Source organism: Amycolatopsis sp. NPDC098790 (assembly GCF_044759945.1).
GTDB lineage: Bacteria > Actinomycetota > Actinomycetes > Mycobacteriales > Pseudonocardiaceae > Amycolatopsis.
On record NZ_JBIWAI010000001.1, the window covers coordinates 1459638 to 1483970 of the forward strand.

At 71.4% G+C, this 24333-nt stretch carries 24 protein-coding genes; 10 read left to right on the forward strand and 14 right to left on the reverse strand.

Features of this window, described 5'->3' with window-relative positions; all coding sequences use genetic code 11:
• Nucleotides 1-18 precede the first annotated feature (18 nt).
• The 3 genes from ACIQWX_RS07275 (at nt 19) to ACIQWX_RS07285 (ending at nt 2178) form a co-directional block, all read left to right on the forward strand.
• Entirely contained in the window at nt 19-1023 is a 1005-nt protein-coding gene (locus tag ACIQWX_RS07275; protein WP_400866825.1) for a phosphoribosylaminoimidazolesuccinocarboxamide synthase, read from the forward strand.
• On the forward strand, nt 944-1408 hold the full coding sequence (locus ACIQWX_RS07280) for an NADPH-dependent FMN reductase (RefSeq protein ID WP_400866828.1): 465 nt from the start codon (nt 944-946) through the stop codon (nt 1406-1408). The genes ACIQWX_RS07275 and ACIQWX_RS07280 overlap by 80 nt, the downstream gene beginning before the upstream one ends.
• A gap of 74 nt (nt 1409-1482) precedes the next feature.
• On the forward strand, nt 1483-2178 hold the full coding sequence (locus tag ACIQWX_RS07285; protein ID WP_400866831.1) for a DUF2334 domain-containing protein: 696 nt from the start codon (nt 1483-1485) through the stop codon (nt 2176-2178).
• Here ACIQWX_RS07285 and ACIQWX_RS07290 read toward each other — a convergent pair.
• Nucleotides 2148-2843: a DUF2306 domain-containing protein gene (locus ACIQWX_RS07290; RefSeq protein ID WP_400866834.1), complete on the reverse strand. Its 696-nt coding sequence runs from the start codon at nt 2841-2843 to the stop codon at nt 2148-2150. The two genes, ACIQWX_RS07285 and ACIQWX_RS07290, sit on opposite strands and share 31 nt — an antisense overlap.
• Nucleotides 2844-2883: 40 nt before the next feature.
• Between ACIQWX_RS07290 and ACIQWX_RS07295 the strand changes: the two genes are divergently transcribed.
• Nucleotides 2884-3642: a TetR/AcrR family transcriptional regulator gene (locus tag ACIQWX_RS07295; protein ID WP_400866837.1), complete on the forward strand. Its 759-nt coding sequence runs from the start codon at nt 2884-2886 to the stop codon at nt 3640-3642.
• On the opposite strand, the gene ACIQWX_RS07300 is transcribed toward ACIQWX_RS07295, so the two are convergent.
• From ACIQWX_RS07300 to ACIQWX_RS07310, 3 genes are read right to left on the reverse strand one after another with little or no spacing between them, the layout of a single operon-like run.
• A complete protein-coding gene (locus ACIQWX_RS07300; protein WP_400866840.1) occupies nt 3605-4240 on the reverse strand; it encodes an MBL fold metallo-hydrolase in 636 nt (211 codons plus the stop codon). The genes ACIQWX_RS07295 and ACIQWX_RS07300 overlap by 38 nt on opposite strands.
• A gap of 34 nt (nt 4241-4274) precedes the next feature.
• Complete coding sequence (locus tag ACIQWX_RS07305) at nt 4275-5042, reverse strand: tyrosine-protein phosphatase (protein ID WP_400866843.1); 768 nt, start codon at nt 5040-5042, stop codon at nt 4275-4277.
• Between the two features lie 2 nt (nt 5043-5044).
• Nucleotides 5045-5977: a DUF5937 family protein gene (locus ACIQWX_RS07310; protein ID WP_400866846.1), complete on the reverse strand. Its 933-nt coding sequence runs from the start codon at nt 5975-5977 to the stop codon at nt 5045-5047.
• A gap of 61 nt (nt 5978-6038) precedes the next feature.
• Between ACIQWX_RS07310 and ACIQWX_RS07315 the strand changes: the two genes are divergently transcribed.
• Together ACIQWX_RS07315 and ACIQWX_RS07320 are read left to right on the forward strand one after the other, a co-directional pair.
• A complete protein-coding gene (locus ACIQWX_RS07315; RefSeq protein ID WP_400866849.1) occupies nt 6039-7178 on the forward strand; it encodes an MFS transporter in 1140 nt (379 codons plus the stop codon).
• A 34-nt stretch (nt 7179-7212) separates the two neighbouring features.
• The gene (locus tag ACIQWX_RS07320; RefSeq protein ID WP_400866852.1) at nt 7213-8709 is read left to right on the forward strand and encodes an aldehyde dehydrogenase family protein; all 1497 of its coding nucleotides are present in this window, start codon (nt 7213-7215) and stop codon (nt 8707-8709) included.
• Between the two features lie 91 nt (nt 8710-8800).
• On the opposite strand, the gene ACIQWX_RS07325 is transcribed toward ACIQWX_RS07320, so the two are convergent.
• On the reverse strand, nt 8801-10360 hold the full coding sequence (locus tag ACIQWX_RS07325; RefSeq protein ID WP_400866855.1) for a GMC family oxidoreductase: 1560 nt from the start codon (nt 10358-10360) through the stop codon (nt 8801-8803).
• Between the two features lie 149 nt (nt 10361-10509).
• Between ACIQWX_RS07325 and purS the strand changes: the two genes are divergently transcribed.
• Together purS and purQ are read left to right on the forward strand one after the other, a co-directional pair.
• The gene (gene purS / locus ACIQWX_RS07330) at nt 10510-10749 is read left to right on the forward strand and encodes a phosphoribosylformylglycinamidine synthase subunit PurS (protein ID WP_086675945.1); all 240 of its coding nucleotides are present in this window, start codon (nt 10510-10512) and stop codon (nt 10747-10749) included.
• Nucleotides 10746-11423: a phosphoribosylformylglycinamidine synthase subunit PurQ gene (gene purQ, locus ACIQWX_RS07335; protein ID WP_400866859.1), complete on the forward strand. Its 678-nt coding sequence runs from the start codon at nt 10746-10748 to the stop codon at nt 11421-11423. The genes purS and purQ overlap by 4 nt, the downstream gene beginning before the upstream one ends.
• A 148-nt stretch (nt 11424-11571) precedes the next feature.
• On the opposite strand, the gene ACIQWX_RS07340 is transcribed toward purQ, so the two are convergent.
• From ACIQWX_RS07340 to ACIQWX_RS07350, 3 genes are all read right to left on the reverse strand, one after another.
• A complete protein-coding gene (locus ACIQWX_RS07340) occupies nt 11572-11997 on the reverse strand; it encodes a pyridoxamine 5'-phosphate oxidase family protein (RefSeq protein ID WP_400866862.1) in 426 nt (141 codons plus the stop codon).
• A 67-nt stretch (nt 11998-12064) separates the two neighbouring features.
• On the reverse strand, nt 12065-13810 hold the full coding sequence (locus tag ACIQWX_RS07345; RefSeq protein ID WP_400866866.1) for an ABC transporter ATP-binding protein: 1746 nt from the start codon (nt 13808-13810) through the stop codon (nt 12065-12067).
• Nucleotides 13807-15441, reverse strand: coding sequence for an ABC transporter ATP-binding protein (locus tag ACIQWX_RS07350; protein ID WP_400866868.1), 1635 nt, complete (start codon nt 15439-15441; stop codon nt 13807-13809). The genes ACIQWX_RS07345 and ACIQWX_RS07350 overlap by 4 nt, the downstream gene beginning before the upstream one ends.
• Before the next feature lie 402 nt (nt 15442-15843).
• On the opposite strand from ACIQWX_RS07350, the gene purL reads away from it, so the two are divergent.
• A complete protein-coding gene (gene purL, locus ACIQWX_RS07355) occupies nt 15844-18150 on the forward strand; it encodes a phosphoribosylformylglycinamidine synthase subunit PurL (protein WP_400866871.1) in 2307 nt (768 codons plus the stop codon).
• Between the two features lie 71 nt (nt 18151-18221).
• Here the strand turns inward: purL and ACIQWX_RS07360 are convergent, their stop codons facing one another.
• The 5 genes from ACIQWX_RS07360 to ACIQWX_RS07380 form a co-directional block, all read right to left on the reverse strand.
• Nucleotides 18222-19283 carry a pentapeptide repeat-containing protein gene (locus ACIQWX_RS07360; protein ID WP_400866874.1) on the reverse strand — a complete coding sequence of 354 codons (1062 nt, stop codon included), beginning with the start codon at nt 19281-19283 and terminating at the stop codon, nt 18222-18224.
• A gap of 4 nt (nt 19284-19287) precedes the next feature.
• The gene (locus ACIQWX_RS07365; RefSeq protein ID WP_400866877.1) at nt 19288-20220 is read right to left on the reverse strand and encodes a hypothetical protein; all 933 of its coding nucleotides are present in this window, start codon (nt 20218-20220) and stop codon (nt 19288-19290) included.
• 173 nt (nt 20221-20393) lie between these two features.
• A complete protein-coding gene (locus ACIQWX_RS07370) occupies nt 20394-21263 on the reverse strand; it encodes a lysozyme (protein WP_400866880.1) in 870 nt (289 codons plus the stop codon).
• Between the two features lie 192 nt (nt 21264-21455).
• Complete coding sequence (locus tag ACIQWX_RS07375; RefSeq protein WP_400866882.1) at nt 21456-22253, reverse strand: lysozyme; 798 nt, start codon at nt 22251-22253, stop codon at nt 21456-21458.
• A gap of 99 nt (nt 22254-22352) precedes the next feature.
• A complete protein-coding gene (locus tag ACIQWX_RS07380; RefSeq protein WP_400866885.1) occupies nt 22353-23057 on the reverse strand; it encodes a type VII secretion system-associated protein in 705 nt (234 codons plus the stop codon).
• A gap of 56 nt (nt 23058-23113) precedes the next feature.
• Between ACIQWX_RS07380 and ACIQWX_RS07385 the strand changes: the two genes are divergently transcribed.
• Entirely contained in the window at nt 23114-23494 is a 381-nt protein-coding gene (locus ACIQWX_RS07385) for a sterol carrier family protein (RefSeq protein WP_400866888.1), read from the forward strand.
• A gap of 13 nt (nt 23495-23507) precedes the next feature.
• On the opposite strand, the gene ACIQWX_RS07390 is transcribed toward ACIQWX_RS07385, so the two are convergent.
• Complete coding sequence (locus ACIQWX_RS07390; RefSeq protein ID WP_400866891.1) at nt 23508-24305, reverse strand: SAM-dependent methyltransferase; 798 nt, start codon at nt 24303-24305, stop codon at nt 23508-23510.
• Nucleotides 24306-24333: the final 28 nt, after the last annotated feature.

A 24333-nucleotide genomic window follows, 5' to 3' on the forward strand; every position in this document is an offset into this window, starting at 1 on the left:
CCCGTTAGGGTTCAGCGCGTGACACCCCTCCCCACCCCCGAGCGGCTCGCCACCGGCAAGGTCCGCGACCTCTACGCCGCGGGCGACGACCACCTGCTGGTCGTCGCCTCCGACCGCATTTCGGCCTTCGAGCGCGTGTTCCCGACCCCCGTCCCGGACAAGGGCCGGGTGCTCACCGCGATGAGCGTGTTCTGGTTCGGCGAGCTGGCCGACGTCGTCCCGAACCACCTGGTCGCCTGCGACGGGCCCCGGATCCCGAAGGCCTTCCGCGGCCGGGCGCTGCTGGTCGAGCGCCTGAAGATGCTGCCGGTGGAGGCCGTCGTCCGGGGGCACCTGGCCGGCCGGGGGTACGCGGAGTACCGCAAGTCCGGTTCGGTGTGCGGGGTCGCGCTGCCGCCGGGGCTCGCCGAGTCCGCGCGGCTGCCGGAGCCGATCTTCACGCCGTCCACGAAGGCGCGGCCCGGCGAGGTCGACGAGCACCTCGACTTCGGGACGTTCGCGTCGATCCTCGGCACGCGGCTCGCCGAGAAGGTGCGGGAGGCCTCGCTCGAGCTGTACCGCCGCGGCGCCGCGCGGGCCGGGGAGCAGGGCCTGCTGCTGGCCGACACGAAGTTCGAGTTCGGCGTCCGGCGCAACGGCGAGCTGGTGCTGGCCGACGAGCTGCTGACGCCGGATTCGGCACGCTACTGGCTCGCCGACGGCCACCGCCCCGGCCGCCCGCGCCCGTCGTTCGACAAGCAGCACGTGCGCGACTGGCTGGTCGGCCCGGCGTCGGGCTGGGACTGCGTCTCGGCGCTGCCGCCGCTGCCCCCGGAGGTGGTGACGGCCACGCGTGACCGGTACATCGAGGCGTACCACCGCGTCACCGGGCTTTCGCTGGCAGACTGGCCCCGTGATCCTGCTGATCTGCGGCAGCCTGCGAGCAGGCTCGGGCAATGCGGCGGTGCTGGGGACCGCCGCGACCCTCACCGCGAGCAAGACGTACACCGGCCTCGGCGACCTGCCGCACTTCAACCCCGATGACGACCGCGATCCGCTGCACCCGGCCGTCGCGGAGCTGCGCGCGTCGATCAAAGAGGCGGACGCGATCCTGATCTGCACGCCGGAGTACGCGGGCGGCCTGCCGGGCTCGTTCAAGAACCTCCTGGACTGGACGGTCGGCGGCGGCGAGATCTACGGCAAGCCGGTCTCGTGGATCAACGCGTCGTCGGTGGCGGCCCCGACGGGCGGCCGCGACGCACACGACTCGCTGCGAAAGGTGCTGAAGTACGCGGGCGCGAAGATCGTCGAAGAGGCGTGCGCGCGGATCCCGGTCTCGCGCGCGGACGTCGCCGACGGCCAGGTCGCCGATCCCGACCTGCGCGGCCGGATCGCCGTGGCGGTGTCGCGGCTGCGGGAAGGCGTCTGACCCTTCCGGCAACGGACGCTCGCCCGTTCTGCGCAGTTCACGGCGACGTCAGACGCGTGCGTCCCAATGGTGGCGTGGACGCTCGCTTGCTGGTTTCGCTGTCGGGAATCACCCCGCGCACGCTGCACCGGTGCGCCGACCTCGCGGCCGAGCTCGACCGCCGGAAGGTCCCGCTCTCGCTGCTCTACGCCGCCCGCACCGGCGAAGGCCCGGTGACGGAGTGGGTGCGCACGCGCGCCCGTGCCGGCGATTCCGTGCTGCTGCACGGCTACGACCACGCCGTCACGCCCTCCCACCGCGCGGTGTACCTGGGCAAGAAGGCGGAGTTCGCGACCCTGCCGGCGCACGAGGCGCGCCTGCGGTTGATCGCGGCGAAGGCGGCGTTGGACAACGCAGGCCTGTCCGTCGACGGCTTCGCGCCGCCGCGCTGGATCGCTTCACAGGGCACGCTGCAGGCGCTGACCGAGCACGGCTTCCGCCTGTGCGCGGACCTCGGCGCGGTCCGCGACCTGGTGACGGGCGAGGTCCGCCGGGCGCGCGTGCAGGAGTTCACGAGCCAGTCGCACCGCACGGAGACGGTCCGTTGTTTCGCGCTGGTGCTGGCGGCGGCGCGCTCGGCCCGCCGGGGCGGGCTGGTCCGGCTGGGGGTGGAAGCCACGGACCTGACCCGCCCCGGCCTCCGCCAGGCGCTGCTGGACGCGGTGGACGTGGCGTTGGAGAACCGCGCGTTCGGCGCGACTTACGGCTCGCTTCGCGCGGTCGCGGCCTGAGCCTTCCGAGCGCCGCCCTTGCGGCGTTCCAGCACCCAGTCCGTGACGAGGAGCAGCAGTAGCGGGCTGAGCCAGACACCGATGCTTGCGGCGCTGTAGCGCATCAGTTCTTCGCTGCCGCCGAACGTGGTGTTCACCTGCGGGGTCAGCACGATCGTGGCGACGACGTTGACCACCCGGCTCAGCACGATCGACATGGCGAGCGCGAAGCTGCGTGACATCCACCGGCGGTGTTCGCCGAAACGCCGTTGCCGGGCCATCCGAAGCCCGGCGATCGTCACCGCGAGCCACAGCGCCGAGCCGACGAGGTTGGCCACCCGCACCGACGGCCCGGCCGCCGTGTGCCAGCCGATGTAGAGGCCGAGCAGACCGGCCGGGAGCGCGCCCGCGAAGACGTAGATCCGGCCGGTGATCCGGTGCCCGCGCCGGTGGCGGGTGCGGAAGGCGGGCCAGATCTGGAAGCACGCGGTCACCATCGCGACGGTCCCGAACAGGACGTGCGCGACGAGCAGCGGGTAGTAGAGGTCGTTGCCTTCCGGCGGTCTCAGCCGGGACTGGGCGGGGTCGAGGGTCAGGTACGGCGGCACGGAGAAGGCCAGGAACGCCGCGGCCACCAGCATCAGCGGGACGACCCAGGGGCGGCGCCACCAAACTATGTACGTCATACATCTGAGTGTACGGCATACAGAGTTTTAGGATGGACGAATGGCGACGCAGGACGGCAATGTGGAGCGCAGTCTCGAGCTGCTGTGGGCCGGGCGGTCGAGGGGACGGCGCGGACCCCGGCCGCAGCTCAGCGTGGCGCGGATCGCGGACGCCGCCGTCCGGATCGCGGACGCGGACGGCTTGGAAGCGCTGTCGATGCAGCGGATCGCCACCGAGCTCGGCTATTCGACGATGGCGATCTACAACCACATCCCGAGCAAGGACCTGCTGCTCGAGGTGGTGGCCGACGTCGGCGCCGGCAAGCCGCCGGAGCTGGACGGCGACTTCCGGCAGGCGGTCCGGCAGTGGGCGGGCGCGCTGTGGGCGGGCTTCCGGCAGCGGCCGTGGATCCTGCGCGTCCCGCTCGGCCACACGCCGGTCGGCCCCCACCAGCTCGCGTGGCTCGACCGCCTGCTGCGGCCGTTGCTCGCGGCCGGCCTCGCGGGCGCCGAAGCCAGGGCGGCGGCCCTGCACCTGACGGCGGTCGTGCGCGGCACGGCGCAGATCAGCCTCCAGCTGGCCGGCCCCCGCACTGAAGGCGAGCTGGCGCGAGCTCTCGCCGGCGTCCTCGACCCGGCGGAGTACCCGGCGCTGACGGCGCTCCACGAGGCCGAAGCCGCGACCGGCCCCGAACCCGAGCGAACCGCCTCGGGCGACGAGCTGCCGGTCGAGCTCGGGTTCGGCGTGGACCGCTTCCTCGACGGCGTCGAGGCGTGGGTGGCTAGAACTTCGCCGGTTCGGCCCGCTCCAGCACCTTGACCTCGGTGCCTTCCGGCGCGAGGTTCCCGAAGAGGCCGTAGTGCAGGGCCGGGTTGGCGAGCACGGCTTCGTGGATCGGCACGGCTACGCGCGGCGCGACGGCCCGCAGGTAGTCGACGGCTTCACCGGCCTTGAGCCACGGCGCCCCGGTCGGCAGGCCGAGCACGTCGATCTTCTGCTCGGGCACGAAGAACGAGTCGCCGGGGTGGAAGAAGGCACCGTCGTCGAAGACGTACCCGATGTTCGGGATCACGGGGATGTCCGAGTGGATGACGGCGTGCTCCCCGCCGACGGCCTTGATCGAGGTGTCCCCGACGGCGAACGCGTCCCCCACATTGGCGACGTCGAACGGAAGGCCGAGCTTTTCGACCTCGGGAGCGGACCCGGGGTCGACGATCAGCTTGGCGTCCGGGTTCGCTTCGAGGACCTTGGGCAGCCGTTCGACGTCGAGGTGGTCGAAGTGCTGGTGCGTGACCAGCACGGCGGACAGCTCCCGCTCGCCCTCGAACCCGGTGGAGAACGCCCCGGGGTCGATCAGGATCCGCTCGGAGCCGGTCTCCAGCAACAGGCAGGCGTGTCCGAAATGGACGATACGCATCGATGTTCTCCTTCGCAGGTGGTCGTTTTCCAGCCTAGTCCCGGTTCACCAGCCGGTGCCGGATCGCGGCGAGGTCGCCGCGGCCGACGCCCGCGTCGAGGAGGTACCGCTCGGCGTCGAACCCGTCGAGCGTGTCCCGGATGGCCGCCGCGGTCGTCGTGCCCCGTTCCGCGAGGAGAGCCGCGATGGCCGGTCCCTGGTCTTCGGCGCCCATCGCGGCGAACAGTGGTTTCACGGCTTCGGCCGACAGGTCGTAGTCCGCGGCGATCACGTCGGGCTCGACGTCGGCCAGCGCCAGCAGGAGGAGCGCGACCAGGCCGGTCCGGTCGCGCCCGGCACCGCAGTGGAACAGCACGCCGCCGGGCGCGGACCGGGCGATCGCTTCGACGACGGCGGCGCAGCGCTCGGCCTTCCGTTCGAGGAAGACGCGGTAGTAGAGCGGGGTGCCGTTCAGCCGCCCGCGGTTGACGTACCGCCAGAACTCCAGGTCGTCGATGTCGTCGAGGGGAACTTCGATGCGGTCGATGCCCGCCGGGGTGGTCGGACCGGCGGCGGCGAACTGCGCCGAACCCGCCAGCGCCGTCGGCGAGTCCGCCGTCGGCCGGATTTCGTCGGCGTTGCGCAGGTCGATGACGGTCCGCACGCCGGACTCCCGCGCCTGCGCCCACCCCGCACCGGTCACGAACCGGAGGTCCGCAGCCCGGAAGAACGCGCCGTGGCGAGTCGTGCGCCCCGATCGCGTCGGCAGGCCGCCGAGGTCCCTGGTGTTGTGGAAGCCTTCCCAGGCCACTGCTCTGGTCACCGTCACAGTTTGCCGGTCAGCAACGCGTCGCCGAGTTCCGTGCGCCGGTACAGCACCCGATGCCCTCGACGTTCCGACGCCAGCAACCCGGCCGCGCGCAACGCCGTGAGGTGCGCGGAAACCGTCGCCGGCGCCAAGCCGTGCCGCCGGGCCAGTTCCGTCGTCGCCGCTGGGCGGTCCAGGCTCGTCAACAGCAGCGCCCGCGTCCGGCCGAGGACCTCCGCCAGCGCCTCCGGTGGGTCGGACGAGGACTCCCACAGCGAAGCCACCCCCCGCGCCGGGTACAGCAGCGAAATCTGCCACGGCGGCACCGTCACCACGCCGACGTTCGGCCACGCGAACACCGCCGGGATCAGCAGCAGGCCGCGCGCGTCCAGCTCCAGCCGCTCGCGGGCCCGGACGTCGACCAGGACCGACGTCTCCGACAGCCGCACTCGCGGGTGCAGCCCGGCCAGCATCCCCGCGATCCCGCCGGATCCCAGCTGCCGCGTCCGGTACGCGATGTCCGCCGCCAGCAACTCGCGTAAACGCGGCCACTCCGGCGCCAGCAGCGCGTTCCACACCGTCTCGAGCTGGCCGGCCAGCAGGTCGCGCGCGGCCGCGGGGTCGGGAGGCAGCCGCGACAGGTCCGCGTCCACCATCCCCAGCTCCAGCGCCACCTGCGCCGGCGGCGTCGCGCGCACGGCTTCGAGCTGCGCCTGCGCGGTGGTTTCCGGGCCGTCGGGCGGCGGGCTCAGGAACTCCGTGATGTAGTGCCGCGCGCTCAGGACCGCGGCCAGCTCGGGCACGTCGGGAAGCCCCGACAGCCACGGCAGCCGCGCCGGGTGCCGCCGGACGCCGAGCAGCGTCTGGACGGCGCCCAGCACCTCCTCCAACGGCGAGATCGCGAACCGGACGCGCTGCGCACCGGCCGCCGTCAGGACCAGCTCGATCATCGGTGATTCGTCCTCACCCGAATCAGTGTGCCCCGAACGGGCGGGGAACGACGCTACCGGCATGTCGTTGTTCACCCATCGCGCCTACTGGCGCTGGTCGGCCGGGGTCCAGTTCGCCCGGCTCCCGGCGACCATGGCGCCGCTCGCGTTCACCCTCCTGACCACCGCGACGACCGGCTCCTACCGGCTCGGCGGCGTGCTGATGTCGGTCTTCGTCGCCGCCGAGATGGCGTGCGCGGTGCCGGTCGGGCGGCTGCTCGACCGCGTCGGCCCGGCGCGCGGCCTGCCCGCGCTGCTGCTCCTGACCGCCGCCGGGTACGTCGTGCTGGCGCTGGCCGCCGACGCACCCGGACCCGTCCTGGTCGCGCTCGTCGTGCTGCCCGGCGTCTCGGCCGGCGCGTTGTCGGGCGGCTTCCGGACGCTGCTCGCGGACACCGTCGACGACGAACTGCTGCCGCGCGCGATCTCCGTCGACGCGATGCTCCTCGAAGGCGTGCTCATCGGCGGTCCGGCGCTGGTCGCGCTGCTCGACCTGGCCGGCACGGTCGTCCCGCTCGTCGCGATGGCGATCGCGTGCCTGGCGGCGGCGCTGCTCGTCCCGCGTCGCGTTCACGAGCACGAACGGGTGGAATCCGGTGACGACGTCCCACCCGCGCGGCTCGTCACCTACCTGCCGTGGCTGGGCTGCGCGTTCACCGTCGGGCTGCTGCTGTCGACGATCGAGGTGGCGCCGCTCCCGCTGGTCCAGCGGCTCGGCGCGCCCGAGACGGCGGCGCCGATCGTGATCGCCGTGCTGAGCGGGGCGAGCATCGCGGGCAGCGCGCTCTACGCGTGGCGCGGGAAGACCGGCGACCCGCGGTTGTTCCTCGCCGGGTTCGTCGCCGGCGGGCTCACCCTCGCGGGCGGCTTCGGCTGGGCCGGGCTCCTCGGCTCGGTGGCGCTGATCGGCGCCTGCACCGGGCCGCTGGTGGCCGCCACCTCGGTCAACCTGCAGCGCCTGCTGCCGAAGAACCGCAGGTCCGCCGGGTTCTCGCTGAGCTTCACCGTCCAGGCGGCCGGCTTCGGGCTGGGGTCGCTCGCGGTGGGCGTGCTGCCGCTGTGGGTCACCCCGTTGTTCGGTGTCTTTGCCGCGGCGATCGCCGGTGGAATGCTGGTGGCGAAGCCCGCGCGAGCTATTGGCACGATGTCAGTAACGTCGTAACCTGGGCTGACCCGCGACCTCCAGGGAGACGCCGATGACTGCCGTCCAGCCGAAGCCGACGTCGGTCGGCGAGACCTTCGACTCGCTCAGCCCGGCGACCGACGAGGTGGTCGGAACCTATCCGATCCACACCGCCGAGGACGTCCAGGCGGCCGTCGCGCGAGCGCGTGTCGCGGCGAAGTGGTGGGAAGAGCTGGGCTTCGCGGGGCGCGCCGAGCGGCTGCGGAGCTGGAAGGGCGTGCTGACGCGGCGGCTGCCGCAGCTGTGCCAGGTGGTCCGCGACGAGACCGGCAAGCCGATCGCGGACGCGCAGCTCGAGAGCGTCCTGGCCATCGAGCACATCGCGTGGGCGGGCAAGCACGCCAAGAAGATCCTCGGCAAGCAGAAGCGTTCGGCCGGCCTGCTGATGTCGAACCAGGCGGCGACCGTCGAGTACCAGCCGCTGGGCGTGGTCGGCGTGATCGGCCCGTGGAACTACCCGGTGTTCACGCCGCTGGGCTCGATCGCGTACGCGCTCGCGGCGGGCAACGCGGTGGTGTTCAAGCCGAGCGAGTACACGCCGGGCGTCGGGAAGTGGCTGGTCGACGCGTTCGCCGAGATCGTCCCGGAGCAGCCGGTGCTGCAGCTGGTGACGGGCTTCGGCGAGACGGGCGCGGCGCTGGTCGGCGCGGGTGTCGACAAGATCGCGTTCACCGGCTCGACGGCGACGGGCAAGCGCATCATGGCCGCGGCGGCCGAGACGCTGACCCCGGTGGTCATCGAGGCGGGCGGCAAGGACCCGGTCCTGGTGGACGCGGACGCGGACCTGGACGCGGCGGCCGACGCGACGGTCTGGGGCGCGTTCTCGAACTCGGGCCAGACGTGCATCGGCGTCGAGCGGGTGTACGTCCACGAGAAGGTCCACGACGAGTTCGTCGCGAAGGTGGTCGAGAAGTCGAAGGACGTGCGCGCGGGTTCGGACGAGGCCGCGCAGTACGGCCCGGTGACAATGCCGTCGCAGCTGGGCGTGATCAAGAGGCACATCCAGGACGCACTGGCCCGGGGAGGCAAGGCGGTCCTGGGCGGCGAGGACGCGGTCGGCGACCGGTACGCGCAGCCGACGGTGCTGATCGACGTCCCGGAGGACTCGGAAGCGGTGACGGAGGAGACGTTCGGCCCGACCGTGACGATCGCGAAGGTCGCCTCGATGGACGAAGCGGTCGAGAAGGCCAACAGCACGAAGTACGGCTTGGGTTCGACGGTGTTTTCGAAGTCCCGCGGAGTGGAGCTGGCCGAGAAGCTGCGCACGGGGATGACGGCGATCAACGCACCGCTGTCGTTCGCCGGCATCGCGTCGCTGCCGTTCGGTGGCGTGGGCGACTCGGGCTTCGGCCGCATCCACGGCCCGGAGGGCCTGCGCGAGTTCGCCCGCTCGAAGGCGATCGCGCGCCAGCGGTTCACGGCCCCGCTGACGTTGACGTCGTTCAGCCGCAAGGAATCAACGGACGCACTGGTGGCAAAGCTGGTGACGATCCTCCACGGCAAGCGCTGAGCCGGTCCGGGGCTGTGGACAACTCGCGTCCGCAGCCCCGGAATTGTCGGTGGCCCCCGGTAAACTGGTGACCGGGGGCCGCGGCCCGCCCTCACCGCCCCCGAATCAGGTCCGCGCCCTTCTCCGCCACCATGATCGTCGGCGCGTTGGTGTTCCCCCGCGGCACCACCGGCATCACCGACGCGTCCACGACCCGCAACCCCTCGACCCCCTGCACGCGCAGCTGCGGATCCACGACCGAACCGATCGAGCAAGTCCCCACCGGGTGATAAAGCGTCTGCGTGTTCTCCCGGATGTGGTCAGCCAGCTCGGAATCACTCAAATCGTGCCGCGCCGGCAGGAACGGCTGGTCCAGGAACCGCTTCAACGGCCCCGAGTGTCCGATCTCGATGAGCGCGCGCAACCCGGCGATCATCGTCTCCATGTCCCGCGACTCCGCGTAGTACGCCGGGTCGATTTCGGGCTTCCACAACGGGTTCGCCGACTTCAACCGCAGCCGGCCGCGGCTCGCGACGTCCACCAGCGTCGCCGCCGACGTGAACCCCGGAACCGTCGGTTCGCGCATCCCGTTGTCGTAGAACAACGTCGGCGCGACGTGGATCTGCATGTCCGGCGCCGGCAAACCATCGGTCGTCGGGAAGAACGCGCCCGCCTCGCCGATGTTCGACGCCAGCGGCCCGCGCTTCGTCAGCTGGTAGCGGACGAGCCCACCCGGCGTCGCCGCGTCGACGAGGTCCGTCGTGCCGCGCGTCGACCAGATGATCCCGCACGCCGGGTGGTCGTGCAGGTTCTCGCCGACGCCGGGCAGCGCCGCGACGACGTCGATGCCGTGCTCGCGCAGGTGTTCAGCCGGACCGACACCGCTCACCATCAGCAGCTGCGGCGAATTCACCGCGCCACCGCTCAAAATCACTTCGGCCGACGCACGCGCGGTCGTCTCGACGCCGTTGTCCAAATAGGACACGCCGACCGCGCGCGTCCCCTCGAAGACGACCCGCGTCGCGGGCGAGTTCGTCTTCACCGTCAGGTTCGGCCGCTCCAGCGCGGGCCGCAGGTACGCGTCGGCGGTCGACCAGCGACGGCCCTTCTTGCAGGTGACCTGGTAGACGCCGGCGCCTTCCTGGCTCTCGCCGTTGAAGTCGTCGGTGCGCTTGAGTCCCCAAGCGACGGCGGAGTCGACCCACGCGCTCGACAGCTCGTGGGTGAAGCGGCGGTCCTCGACGTGCAGCGGGCCGTCGGTGCCGTGCAGGGGCCCGTCGAGCCGCTGGTTGCCCTCGGCGCGCTTGAAGTACGGGAGGACGTCGTCCCAGCCCCAGCCTTCGGCGCCGTAAGAATCGCGCCAGCCGTCGTAGTCGGCGCGGTTGCCGCGGATGTAGATCATCGCGTTGATCGACGAGCAGCCGCCGAGCATCTTGCCGCGCGGCCAGTAGGCCGTCTTGCCGGTGTGCTTCTGCTCGACCGTCTCGTAGTTCCAGTCCCACTTGGTCTTGAACAGGCCCGGGAACGCGGCCGGGATGTGGATTTCGTCGGCGGTGTCCTCCGCGCCCGCTTCGAGCAGCAGGACCTGGGCGGACGGATCTTCGGTGAGCCGGTTCGCCAGCACGCACCCGGCGCTCCCGGCGCCGACGATCACGTAGTCGTAGGAGTCCACGGTGCCTCCACAGCTGTTGGCGCGATGTCAACGACTCATCATGGCGCAGGTCGGCGCGCACGGCCAGTCTAGGTCCTCGCGGGCCGCCGAACTGGGTGAACTATGCTCGGGAGGTACCCACGACCTGCGTGAATAAGGAGCAGCCTGCCGTGGCCCGAGTCGTCGTCGACGTCATGCCGAAGCCCGAAATCCTCGACCCGCAGGGGCAGGCCGCGCTCGGCGCCGCCGGTCGCCTGGGGTTCACCGGGATCAAGGAGATCCGCCAGGGCAAGCACTTCGAGATCGAGGTCGACGACACGGTCGACGACGCGACGCTCGAAAAGATCGCCGAGGGCTTCCTCGCGAACCCCGTCATCGAGCAGTGGACGATCACGCGGGTGGACGCGTGAGCGCGCGCATCGGCGTCATCACGTTCCCGGGCACGCTCGACGACGGCGACGCGGCCCGCGCGGTCACGTACGCCGGCGCCGAAGCGGTGCCGCTGTGGCACGCGGACGAGAACCTGCACGACGTCGACGCGGTCGTCGTCCCGGGCGGCTTCTCCTACGGCGACTACCTGCGCGCGGGCGTGATCGCCCGGTTCGCGCCGGTGATGACGCCGGTGATCGAGGCGGCGCGCGGCGGCATGCCGGTGCTCGGCATCTGCAACGGGTTCCAGATCCTCTGCGAGGCCGGGCTGCTGCCGGGCGCGATGATCCGCAACCAGGGCCTGCACTTCATCTGCCGCGACCAGTGGCTGCGGGTGGAGAACACGTCGACCGCGTGGACCACGCGCTACGACGAAGGCGCGGAAATCCTCATCCCGATGAAGAACATCGACGGGTGTTACGTGGCCGAGCAGTCCACTTTGGACGAGCTGGAGGCCGAGGGGCGCGTGGTGTTCCGGTACGTCGGCGGCAACCCGAACGGGTCACGCAACGACATCGCCGGGATCCGGTCGGAGAACGGCCGGGTCGTCGGGCTGATGCCGCACCCGGAGCACGCGATCGACGCGTTGACGGGCCCGTCGGACGACGGGCTGGGCATGTTCTTCAGCGCGGTGGACGCGCTGGTCAAGGCCTGATCTTCCGCGGCCGGGGAGTCTTCGGGCTCCCCGGGGCGTGGGGTAGCGGGCGGGCCTCGGCCCCCGTTCACCAGTTTACCGGCGGGCACCGACAGTTCCGGCGCGTTCCGGGGCCGCGGACACGAGTTGTCCACAGCCCCGGCCCCGGTCAGCTCTTGCTCTGGTCGTTCGACAGCCACTTCTCCGGCCGCACCCGCACCAGCACCGACCGTTCCCCGAGCGCCGAGTCGACATAGGCCCTCGCCTGGTCTTCAGGCCAGTACCGCCCCGCGATCCGCAGCGCCTGCTCGCGCGTCGGGGGCTCGTCGTTCGCCACCACCGGGCCCTCGACCGTCACGTACTTGTACGGCGGGTTCTCGTCCTGCACCGCCAGGCTCAACCGGCCGGCCGCGGTGATCGCCCGGTCCTTGACCGTGTCGCGCTCCATCCAGATCAGGACCTCGCCGCCGGGCGAGTAGTCGTACCAAACCGGGACCGCCAGCGGCGCCCGGCCGGCGCGCTCCACCGCCAGCACCCCCACGTGCACCCCGCTCAGGAACTCTTCGCGCTCCGAAGCGGTCATCACGAACGACATGGCACTCCCCAGGTAGAAGATCGGCCTACCTGGGGAGCAACCACCCGGCCACTCCGGACATTCCGGACTACGAAGCCGCGGCCACCAGACGTGCGTACGAGCCGCCCGCGGCCAGCAGCGAGGCGTGCGGGCCCAGCTCCGTGATCCGGCCGTCCTCGACCACCGCGACCCGGTCCGCCGCTGCCGCCGTGTGCAGGCGGTGGGCGATCGCGATCACCGTGCGCCCGGACAACACGCTGTTCAGCGACTTCTCCAGGTCGCGCGCCGAGCCCGTGTCCAGCAGCGACGTCGCCTCGTCCAGTACCAGCGTGTGCGGATCGGCCAGCACGACGCGGGCCAGCGCCAGCTGCTGCGCGATCGCCGCCGGCACCGGGTGCTCGCCCGAGCCCAGCTTCGTGTCGAGCCCGGACGGCAGCGTCGCCACCCACTCCGCCGCGCCCGCCGAGTCCAGCGCCGCCAGCAGTTCCTCGTCGGTCCAGTCGCCGCCCGCGCGACGCGCCGGCAGCGCCAGGTTCTGCCGCAGCGTTCCCGAGAACACGTGGTGCTCCTGGGTCAGCAGCAGAACCTCGCCGCGCAGGACGTCGTCGGCCAGCGCCGAGACGTCCTGGCCGCCGATGCGCACCGACCCCGCCGACGGCGCCGCGATGCCCGCCAGCAGCCGGCCGAGCGTCGACTTGCCCGCGCCGGACGGGCCGACGATCGCCAGCCGCTCGCCGCGCGGCACCCGCAGGTCGATGCCGTGCAGCACCTCGCGGTCGGCCGTGTAGGCGAACCGGACGCCGTGGACGTCGATGTCCCGCCCGCGCGGCACCTCCGTCACCTTCGGCGACTGCTCGAGTGACACCGAGTGGATGCCGCGGATCCGGCGTGCCGCGGCCGCCGCGACCTGCAGGTCCTCCAGCCAGAACAGCGCCTCGTTCAGCGGCCCCGACATCGCCTGGACGTACAGCAGCATCGTGGTGATCTCGCCGAGCCCGGCCCAGCCGCGCGTGTACGCGAGCAGCCCGAGCGGCAGCATGACCGCCAGCGGCAGCACGTAGCTGATCTCCAGCGACGGCAGCCACCGCAGCTGCAGCGCCCGCATCCGCCGCTCGCCGAGGATGCTCTGGTCCAGCGCGTCGTTCGCCGCGTCGACGCGCCGCTCGGTGAGGCCGAGCGCCTCGACCGTGCGCGCGCCCTCCGCCGTCTCGTGGACGCTGGTCGTCAGGTCCGCCCAGCGGTCCAGCATCCACTGCATCACCGACGGGATCCGCCGCTGGTACCAGACGTTGACGGGCACCAGCAGCGGCACCGCGACCAGCAAGCCCAGCGAGAGCAGCGGAGACGTCACCACCATCGCGACGACCGTGAACACCACGGTCACCGCCGCGATCAGGATCTCCGGCGCCGCGAACCGCGCCGCGTGGTCGATCCGGCCGAGGTCGGTGGTGGCGCGGCTGAGCAGGTCGCCGGTGCCGGCCGCCTCGACCGTGCCGAGCGGCAGCCGCAGCGCCGTCCCGACGAACTCCTCGCGCGTCTCGGCCAGCACCAGCTCACCGAACACCGCGCCGCGCATCCGCGCGATCTTCCGCGCGACCGCCTGCAGCACCAGGATCCCGACGAACACCGCCGCCAGCACGTCGACGTGACCCGTCGTCGTGCCGGCCGCGACGTCGTCGACCAGCGCGCCGAGCAGCTGTGGCCCGGCCAGCCCGATCAGCGTCGCCACGTACAGCGCGCCGAGCAGCAGCCCGAACTCGCGCTTGTGGGACACCGCCGTCTTCAGCGCCCAGCGCCGGACGTCGCGCCGGGACGCCGTGGGAAGCCGTTTCACACCGTCACCCCCTTCGCGGTGAAGACCTCGTCGGCCACATGTGTCCACAGTGGACTCTGGCTGAACACCACCGTCGTCTTGCCGCGGCGCAGGGCCGCGACGCGCTCGGTGATGCGTGCCTCCGTGTGCGCGTCGACCGCCGACGTCGGCTCGTCCAGCACGAGTACGTCGGCGTCCGTCGCCAGTGCGCGGGCCAGGTTCAGCCGCTGCCGCTGGCCGCCGGACACCTCTCGCCCGCGCTCGCCGATCACCTCGTCGACGCCGTCGGGCAGCGCGTCGACGATGTCGTCGGCGTCGGCCGCGTACAGCGCTTCGGTGATCCCGACGTCGCCCGGCCGCGACGGCGCCAGCTGCTCGCGCAGCACGCCGGAGAACCAGATGTCCTGGTTGTGCGCGTAGACGACCCGCCGTCGCAGCTCCGCGAGTGCGACGTGGTCCGCCCGGACGTCGTTGACCAGCACTTCTTCGCCTTCGGCCGGGTCGGCGAACCGGGCCAGCCGGTCGGCCACGGCTTCGCCGTCGGCGCCGAAGTCGACGACCGTCAGCCGCCCGGCCGCGACGCGCACGCCGGACTCGGTGTCGACCAGTTCCAGCGGCCCGTCGGGCAGCCGGACCGGCGTCTCCGGGTCCGCCAGCTTGGGTCGGATCGCCAGCAGCGCCACGACCTTCCGCGCCGCGACCAGGCCGGACGTGATCGACCCGACCGCCTCGGTGGCGGCGGTGACCGGCCAGATGAGGAACGCCGAGACGCCGTAGAACGCCACGAGCTGCCCGACGCCGATCTCCCCGGACACGGCGAGCCGCGCGCCCAGCCAGGTGATCACCACGGTGACCAGGCCGGGCAGCGCGATCTCGGCCGCGGCCAGCCACGCTTCGGCCTTGCCGACCTCGATACCGGCCAGCCGGACCCGTTGGCTCGTCTCGTGGAAGCGGGCGAAGAACCGCCGCTCGCCGCCGATGCCGCGCAGGATCCGCAGGCCGGACACGATGTCCGCGCCGAGCGCGTTGACGTCGCCGCGCTTCTCGCGTTGCTTCGCCTTGCGCTTCTGCAGGGGCGCCAGCAGCGGCCCGATGCCGAGCACCGCGACCGGTACGCCGACCAGCGCGACCACGCCGAGCAGCGGCGACGTCGAGATCAGCCAGATCGCGACGACGACGAACGCCAGCAACGAGCCGAACGCCCGGCCGGTCACCTCGACGGTGTTGCCGATGTGGTTGATGTCGGTGGTGCTGATCGCGACGAGGTTGCCGGTGGTGGTCTGTTCGCGCAGGCCGGCGCCGACGCGGGTGGTGTGCGCGGCGACGGCCCGCTGGGTCGAGCCCGCGCCGTGCAGCCAGAGGCCGTAGTTGAGGAAGTGCAGCCAGGTCCCGGTGAGCGTCTGCACCACCCCGAGCAGGGCGGCGGCGAGCGCCCAGCGCCAGACGGCATCGCCGTCGTGCGCGCTGACGGCACCGATGCCCTGCCCGATGACCAGCGGCACGAGGGCACCGGGAAGCGCCCAGACGACACCGAGCCCGGCGGCGCCCAGCACCGTGCCGAGCCGAGCCCGGAACACGGCGAGCAGGAAGCGGCTCGCACTCGGCCGCGCGGGCAGCCGCAGCGGCGGAAAGGGATAAGTGGCGGAAAGCACGATTCCCGACGGTAAGCCGCCGACCAGCGTAAGGCGACCGATTTTCCGGCGCGCGCACGCCGGCCGCCGCACCCCGGGCCCTCGGGGGACCCCCGGTTTCAACGTTACCGGTGGGGACTGACAATTCCGGATCCGCGCATCCCGCCGCCGGGCGCGTTGTCCACACCCGCCGCCGTCTTCCACACCCCACCGCCGTGGGGGGACCCCCGGTTTCAACGTTACCCGCGAGGACCGACAGTTCCGGGCCCGCGCACCCGAGTTGTCCCCAGGCGCGCCCGGACACGGCCGAGTTGTCCCCAGGGCCGCGCCCGGTGTCGTCCCGCTCACACCCACCTCGCGGCCGCTCGATCCCGGCGGGCCCACCGTCCGAAGCGTCCGGGTGCGACCCGTATCCTGGCGGCCGTGGCGAACCCTGACACGGACACCGTGACCAGCACCGTTGACACCACCGAGCGCGCCGGGGCGACCCCGGACCACAGCCAGCCCTACCGGGAACTGGGCCTCGCCGATGACGAGTACGCCCGCATCCGGGAGATCCTCGGCCGCCGGCCCACCGATGCCGAGCTGGCCATGTACTCGGTGATGTGGAGCGAGCACTGCTCCTACAAGTCCTCCAAGAAGCACCTCCGCTACTTCGGGGAGACCGCCACCGACGAGATGAAGGCCAAGATGCTGGCCGGCATCGGCGAGAACGCGGGCGTCGTCGACATCGGCGAAGGCTGGGCGGTCACCTTCAAGGTGGAGAGCCACAACCACCCGTCCTATGTGGAGCCGTACCAGGGCGCCGCGACCGGCGTCGGCGGCATCGTGCGCGACATCATGGCCATGGGCGCGCGGCCCCTCGCGGTCTCCGACGCGCTGCGCTTCGGCCCGGCCGACGCCCCCGACACCAAGCGCGTGCTGCCCGGTGTCGTCGCCGGCGTCGGCGGCTACGGCAACTGCCTCGGCCTGCCGAACATCGGCGGCGAGCTCGTCTTCGACCCGTCGTACTCCGGGAATCCACTGGTCAACGCCCTGTGCGTCGGCGCGATGCGCGTCGAAGACCTGCACCTGGCGTTCGCGTCCGGCACCGGCAACAAGATCATCCTGTTCGGCGCCCGCACCGGGCTCGACGGCATCGGCGGCGTTTCCGTCCTGGCGAGTGACACCTTCTCGGGTGACGAGTCGTCGGGTGGCCGCAAGAAGCTCCCGAGCGTCCAGGTCGGCGACCCGTTCACCGAGAAGGTGCTCATCGAGTGCTGCCTCGAGCTGTTCGCGCAGAAGCTGGTCGTCGGCATCCAGGACCTCGGCGGCGCCGGGCTGTCCTGCGCGACGTCGGAGCTGGCCGCGGCCGGTGACGGCGGCATGCACATCTACCTCGACCGCGTTCCGTTGCGCGCCACCGGGATGACGCCCGCCGAGGTGCTCTCGAGCGAGTCGCAGGAGCGCATGTGCGCCGTCGTCTCGCCGGAGAACGTCGAGGCGTTCATGGCGGTCTGCCGCAAGTGGGACGTCATCGCCACCGACATCGGCGAGGTCACCGACGGCGAGCACCTGGTCATCACCTGGAACGACGAGGTCGTCGTCGACGTCCCGGCGCACACGGTCGCCCACCAGGGCCCGGTGTACGACCGGCCGATCCAGCGTCCGTCCACTCAGGACGACCTGATCGCCGACACGTCGGACAAGCTGCCGCGTCCGTCCACTCCGGACGAACTGCGCGCGGACGTCCTCAACCTCATCGCCTCGCCGAACCAGGCGTCGAAGGAGTGGGTGACGTCGCAGTACGACCGGTACGTGCGCGGGAACTCCGTGCTGTCGCAGCCGTCGGACTCGGGCATGATCCGGATCGACGAGTCGTCCGGCCGCGGCGTCTCGGTCGCGACCGACTGCAACAGCAAGTTCGTCTACCTCGACCCGTACCGCGGCGCGCAACTGGCGCTCGCGGAGGCGTACCGCAACGTCGCGACGGGTGGCGCGACGCCGGTCGCGGTGTCGGACTGCCTGAACTTCGGCGCGCCGACGGACCCGGGCGTGATGTGGCAGTTCGAGCAGGCCGTGCACGGCCTCGCCGACGGCTGCGTCGAGCTCGGCATCCCGGTGACGGGCGGCAACGTCAGCTTCTTCAACCAGACGGGCTCGACGGCGATTCTGCCGACGCCGGTGATCGGCGTCCTCGGCGTGATCGACGACGTCACCCGCCGCATCCCGACCGGCATCGGCGCGGAGGCGGGCGAAACCCTGCTGCTGCTGGGCGAAACCCACGACGAGCTGGACGGTTCGGCGTGGGCCCGCGAGCTCCACGGCCACCTCGGCGGCGTCCCGCCGAAGGTCGACCTCGCCCGCGAAAAGCTGCTGGGCGAGATCCTCGTGGCGGGTTCCCGCGACGGCATGATCTCGGCGGCCCACGACCTTTCCGACGGCGGCCTGATCCAGACCCTGGTCGAGACCGTCCTCATCGGACAGTGCGGCGCCCGGGTGTTCCTCGACGCGGACGAGGACCCGTTCGTCCAGCTGTTCTCCGAGTCGGCGGGCCGCGTGCTGGTGGCCGTCCCGCGCACGGAGGAGCTGCGCTTCACCGAGATGTGCACGGCCCGCGGCCTGCCGTGGCGCAAGACCGGCGTGGTCGACCCGGAGTCGGGAACGCTGGAGCTGCAGGGCATCACGGAGTTCACGCTCGACGAGCTGCGCACGGCGTGGGAGTCCACCCTCCCGGCCCTGTTCGACTGACCTGTGGACAGCTGACCGGAGGGCACCGGCTTTTGTCGGTGCCCTCCGCTAGCGTGGAAAACGGGGGCTGCTCAGCCCGCCTCGGCGACGATCCGCACTTCCCCGTCGCGCAGTTCTTCGCCAGTCCAGCCGGCCGGCAGCCGAAGATCCTTCTCGGCGGCCACCTTCGTGTTGTACAACGAAACCGACGCCGGCAGCGAAGCGAACCGCAGGTCCGTCTGCCCGCCGAAAGAAGTCCGCCGCAGGTCCAGCTCGCACGACGCAACCGCTCCCGAGAACACCGCGTCCTTCGCGAACGTCGCGTCCTTGAACGTCGTCTTCCCCGCGAACGTCGTCTCGGTGAAGTCGGCGTCTTCGGCGAAAGTCGTTCCGCTGAACCACGCGTGGCTCTCGAACACCGCGCCGCGGCAGCGGAAGTACCCCAGCAGCCGGCCCGAGCCGGTGCCCGCCGAGGTCAGGTACACCCGGCCCGCGAACCGGCAGCCGCTGAAGTTGGTGCTGCTGTGCAGCGACGCGTACCGCAGCAGCAGGCCGCCGATCAGCTTGCCCGACAGGTCGAAGTACTCGAGCGTCGCGCCGGTCAGATCAAGGTCGTAGACCGGGCCTTCGGCGTCCCGCGCGGGCAGCAGGTCCGTGACCAGGCGCTGCGCCGTGAGCCGGACCGTCAGTTCGCGTTCCACGTCCGGAACGGTGCCGTCGCCGCGCGAAAACGGGCGCCGCAGGTACGAACACAGCACGTCCAGCACCGTCTGCGTGTACGACGGCCGGCTCCGCGCCAACCCCGCCAACGCGTGCAGCGCCCCGACACGCACCTGGTCCGCGTCGTGACCCAGCAGCTCGACGGCCTTCGCGAACCGCTCGTCGGCCACCCGCTCGCGGTCCTGCTCCGCGCGCTGGGCCTCCAGTTCGTGCCGGCGCCGCTCGATGTCCTGGCGCCGTTCCTCGACGCGGCGGCGCCGGTCGTTCAGCCACAGCGCGTACAGCGCCACGATCGCGCCGCCGGCGAGGCCGCCCGTCTTCAGCGCCTCGCTGCGGCTGGTGGCGGGGTCGGTCAGCAACCAGCCGCCGACGCCCGCCAGCAGGACCACCGACGCGAGGAACGTCCACGCCAGCGGTGATCGCCACAGCTTCACCGGGTCAGGAAACCAGCATCGTGCTGACGCAGAAGCCCTTGTCGTCGAAGTTCGTCGCGCTCAGCGTGCCCTTGACGTTCTTGCCCGCGGACGTCCCGGTGACCTGGCCCTCGACGAGGAACTCGTCGTCCGGCACGTCGCCGAGCGTCAGCTGCAGCGGCGGCTTGAGGAACGTCTTGAGCCACGAGTCGAGCAGGTCCTTCGAGTCCGAGCAGCCCAGCGCGAGCGCGCCCGCGTTGTCGCCCGCGTTCAGCTTGTCGATGAAGCCCTGCAGCACGACCTTGGCGTCCGCGCCACCACCGGACGACGGCGGCTTGCTGGTCGACGTCGGGGTCTTCTTCGTGGTCGACTTCGGCGCCGTCGGCTTGGCCGACGTGCTCGTCGACGGCGGCGCCGCGACGTTGTTGTTGTCGTCCTTCGACAGGAAGAAGCCCGGCGCGACGAAGCCGGTGATGCCCAGGACGGCCAGCACCACCACCACGACGGCGCCGATCGCGATCCACATCCCGGTCTTGCCCTGCTTCGGCGGCGCCGGCGGCCCGCCGAAGCCCTGGCCGTAGCCCCCGGACTGGTCCCAGCCCGCCATCTGGCCGCCCTGGTTCGGGTCCCAGGCCTGCTGGCCGTACTGCTGCGCGTTCGGGTCCGCCCACGCCGACTGCTGCTGCGCGTTCGGGTCGCCCCAGCCCTGCTGCTGCTGCGCGTTCGGGTCACCCCACTGCGGCTGCGGGGTCTGCGGGAACCCGCCCGAGGGGTAGCCCTGCTGCTGCTGGCTCGGGTCGAAGCCCTGCGGGTACTGCTGCGTCGGGTACGGCTGTTGCTGCTGGTTGGGGTCCCACCCACCCTGCTGCGGGTACGGCTGCTGGAAGCCGCCGGACTGCGGCTGCTGGCCGTACGGGTCGGGCTGGCCGGGCTGGCCCGGCTGAGGCGGGTACGTCATCTTTCATGCCTTCCGGGCGCTGGGTGTTCGTGCGCTTCCGACGTCCGCAAGGCCTGTTCGGTTCCCCCAGGACGTGGTGAGCAGCATTCTGCAAGCTCGGACGGTACGGCATGAAACCGGCTCCCGGGCGTGAGGACGCGAAGTCGTCACGATCCGGGAGCCGGTGGAGTGGATCAGCCGTTGGCGAGCGCCTGGAGCCGGTCGTAGGCACCGTTGAAGGTGTCCTGGTCGAGCGGGCTCGAGGTGTACTGCCAGACGGTGTAGAAGCCCCAGTTGTAGGGCAGGGTGCCGACCGACGACGAGTACCGCGCGACCCACAGCGGGGCCGTGCTGGAGAAGTCACCGCTCACGCAGCTGCTCCACCAGCTCGTCGACGTGTAGATCACCGGGTAGCGGCCGGTCAGGGAGTGGTAGGTGTCGTGGAAGTCGAGGATCCACGACGTCATCCCCGCTTTGCTCAGCCCGTAGCAGGTCGCGCCGTACGGGTTGTACTCCATGTCCAGCGCGCCGGGCAGCGTCCTGCCGTCCTTCGACCAGCCGCCGCCGTGGGCGACGAAGTACCGGGCCTGCGCCGCGCCGCTCGCGGTGTTCGGGGTGGCGAAGTGGTAGGCGCCGCGGATGAAGCCCTGGTTGTAGGAGCCGTTGTACTGCTGCGCGAAGTACGGGTTGGTGTAGCTGGTGCTCTCCGTGGCCTTGGTCCAGACGAACCGCTTGCCCTGGTTCCACCAGTTCGCCCAGTCGACGTTGCCCTGGTAGCTGGCGACGTCCATGCCGGCCACCGTGGCCAGCACCTGGCCCGGGATGGCCTGGGCGGGCTGCGGCTGCTGCGCCGCCTTCTGCGTGTCCGGAGTCGACTTGTCGCCTTCGACGCGCCGGATCTGCGACCCCAGTTCGTGGTTGTGCTGCGCGATGTCCGCGTTGATCGCGGACACGGGGTCGGCCTCGGGGGAGAAGGTCGCCGCCTGGGCCGTGCTGCCGAGCAGGAGCAGCGTGGCGGGGACGACCAGGGCGGTGAACAGCCGCCTTCTTCGGGAAGTGGACATCGTTGAATCCCTTCACAGATACCCTCGCTGAGGGCGGCTTACTGCAGGTAGCCGCCCGTGCACGATTGTTGGGGACGAAGTGGCGTTTGTCACTCAGTTCCGTGAAATTGGGTATACGTGTGGGTGATTTTCCCGGGAAGACGGTCGTCAACCGGTGACCGGTTAACACCTATAATTCGTGACCCCGCCCGGTCAGCCCAGCGCGAGGGCGCGCAGCCGGTCGGCCGAGCCGTTGAACCAGTTCTGGTCGCCGGGCAGGCTGCCGCGGTCGGCGAACTGCCAGATCGTGTGGATGCTCCAGGAAGCGGGCAGCTCGCCGATGAAGGTGTTGTAGCGGGCGATCCACAGCGGGTTGCCGCCGAAGCCGGAGTTGTTCGCGGTGCAGCGCTTCCACCAGCTCGTCGACGTGTAGATCGTCGGGTAGCGCCCGGTGGCCGCGCGGTAGGTCTCGGAGAAGTCGCTGATCCAGCGGGACATCCCGGCCGCGTCCTTGCCGTAGCAGGTTTCGCCGTAGGGGTTGTACTCCGCGTCGAGCGCGCCCGGCAGCGTCTTCCCGTCGGCCGACCAGCCGCCGCCGTGGGCGAGGAAGTAGCGCGCCTGCGACGCGCCGTCGGAGATGTCCGGCCGGGCGAAGTGGTAGGCGCCGCGGATCAGCCCCGCGTTGTAGGAACCGTTGTACTGCTGGGCGAACTGCGGGTTGACGAACCCGGTGCCCTCGGTCGCCTTGACGTAGACGAACTTCGCGCCGGTCCGCGCGGCGCCGGGCCAGTCGACCGGGCCCTGGTGCCCGCTGACGTCGTGGCCGAGCTGCTCGTCGTCGCCGCCGTACAGCACGCCGGGCGCCGCGTCGACGCCTTCGACCTTGGCGATCTGCGAACCGGCGAAGTGGTTTTCGGCGCCTTCGTAGATGTCGTCGGCCGTTGCCGGCGTCTGCCCGGCGACGAGCAGAGCGGCGACGGCGAAGGGCAGCAGCGTACGTTTCACCCTCATGCACCCCACCGGTCTCGTCAGACTTTTCCAGTCTCACGATGCACCCGAGTCGCCGGATTGGCGACTCGGGTGGTCACTCGATGGGGTTAAACCCGCAGGTCAGCGCGGTTCGTCGGCCAGCGCCTTCAGGAGGTGCTCGGCCGGCACGACGGCGGTGATCAGGTCGTGCGGGTTCACCGCGACGGGGTGACCGCCGAGCAGGCTGACGATGTCGCGCCCGAGCACCGCGCGCGCGTGCGGCCACTCGCGCGGCACCAGCGCCTTGCGCGTGTAGGCGGGCACCATGACGCGGCCGTCGGTGTTGTGGAAGCCGATCACCGTGCGCTGCACCGGCGACATCGCGTAGACGAACAGCGTCGCGTCGAGGACGACCTTCGGCAGGTCCGACGGCGGCCGGTGCTCGGTGCGGACGAGCTGCAGCATGTGCTCCAGGTCGTTCGTCGGCTCCGGGAAGCCGAGCGCCTTGGGCGACGGGCGGTAGCGGTCGTTGGCGTGGAAGTCCGCGACGACGTCGCCGGCGCCGTTCACCGGGTACGCGCCGACGACCGCCCACGACGGCACCGGGCCGTTCGGGTCGAAGGCCTCGTCGATGACGTAGAGCCAGCTGTTGGGGTTGGCGCGGGCGTTCGCGCGCATGTCCGCGGTGATCTCGGGCGTGCCGTGCTTGCCGGAGCGCCGGGCCTGCTGCCCGCCGCGGCGCGCGGCGCGGTTGGGCTTGCTGTGCTTGCCGGGGCGATCGGCCCCGCTTCCGGTGGGCTGCTGCGAAACCATCCGATCCGCCTCGTCCCGCTGCGCCATCGCCATCCCTGCGTTGTCGGGTGTCCCTGAAGAGTCTTGGTGCGCCACTCTACTGTTTGCCCATGGCCTCTTCGCGTTCGGTCGACCCCGGACAGTTACGTGCGGCGGTGCTGGCGATTTCCCCGTGGCTGCAGGGCGACGCGCCCGATCCCGCGCGGCCGGAACTGGCCGCGGCGGTCCGCCTCAGCCTGCGCGCGCTCGCGGCCGACGCGCCGGGCCGCACGGTCGAAGTCCGCGTGCCGCCGTTCGCGGCGGTGCAGTGCGTGGAGGGCCCGCGGCACACCCGCGGCACCCCGCCGAACGTGGTCGAGACCGACCCGCGCACGTGGCTCGAACTGGCCACCGGCCGGCTGGACTGGACCACGGCCGTGGCGGACGGCCGGGTGTCCGCGTCGGGCACCCGGGCCGACCTTTCCCACTGGCTGCCGATCGTCCAGCTCTGACCGGCCGGCCTCGCTACGGCTTGCGGCCGACGGCTCCGGCGATCGTCCGCTGCGCGACGTTGAGCTCCTTCAGGCGCGGGCCGTCCGGCCACCAGTCGGCGCACAGCGTCACGCCCGGGTCGACCAGTTCGAGGCCGGGGAAGAGTTCCTCGATCTCCTTCTGCGTCCGGAACGTGCCGGAGCCCATCGGGCTGTGCACGAAGAAGTCCTCCATGCGGCGCGCGGTCGCGGAGTCCTCGTTCTCGGGGTCGAAGAAGTGGCTGAGCCCGACGAAGGAGCCGGACGGCAGCGCGTCGACGTACTCCTTCATGATCTCCTTCGGCCGGTCGGCGTCGCCCTTGAAGTGGTGCAGCGTGCCCATCTGCAGCAGCACGAGCGGCTGGGTGAAGTCGATGTGCTCGCGGACGATCTCGTTCTCGAGGATCCGCTGCGGCTCGAAGATGTCCTCGGCGACGAAGTGCGTGTGCTCGTTCTCCTCCAGCAGCGCCCGGCCGTGCGCGAGGACCACGGGGTCGTTGTCGACGTAGACGACCTTGGTCTCCGGGTTGATCCGCTGGACGACCTGGTGCGTGTTCTCCGCGGTCGGCAGGCCGGACCCGAGGTCGAGGAACTGGGTGATGCCGGTCTGGCTGGCGAGGAAGCGGCACGCCCGGATGAGGAAACCCCGGTTCTCGAACGCGAGGTCCTGCGCCTCCGGTGCGGCCTGCTGCACCTTGTGCAGGACCTCCCGGTCGATTTCGTAGTTGTCCTTCCCGAGCAGGAAGGCGTCGTACACGCGCGCGATGCTCGCTCGGGTCGGGTCGACCCCCACGGGAACTCGTTCGGTCCGGGTCGCGGCG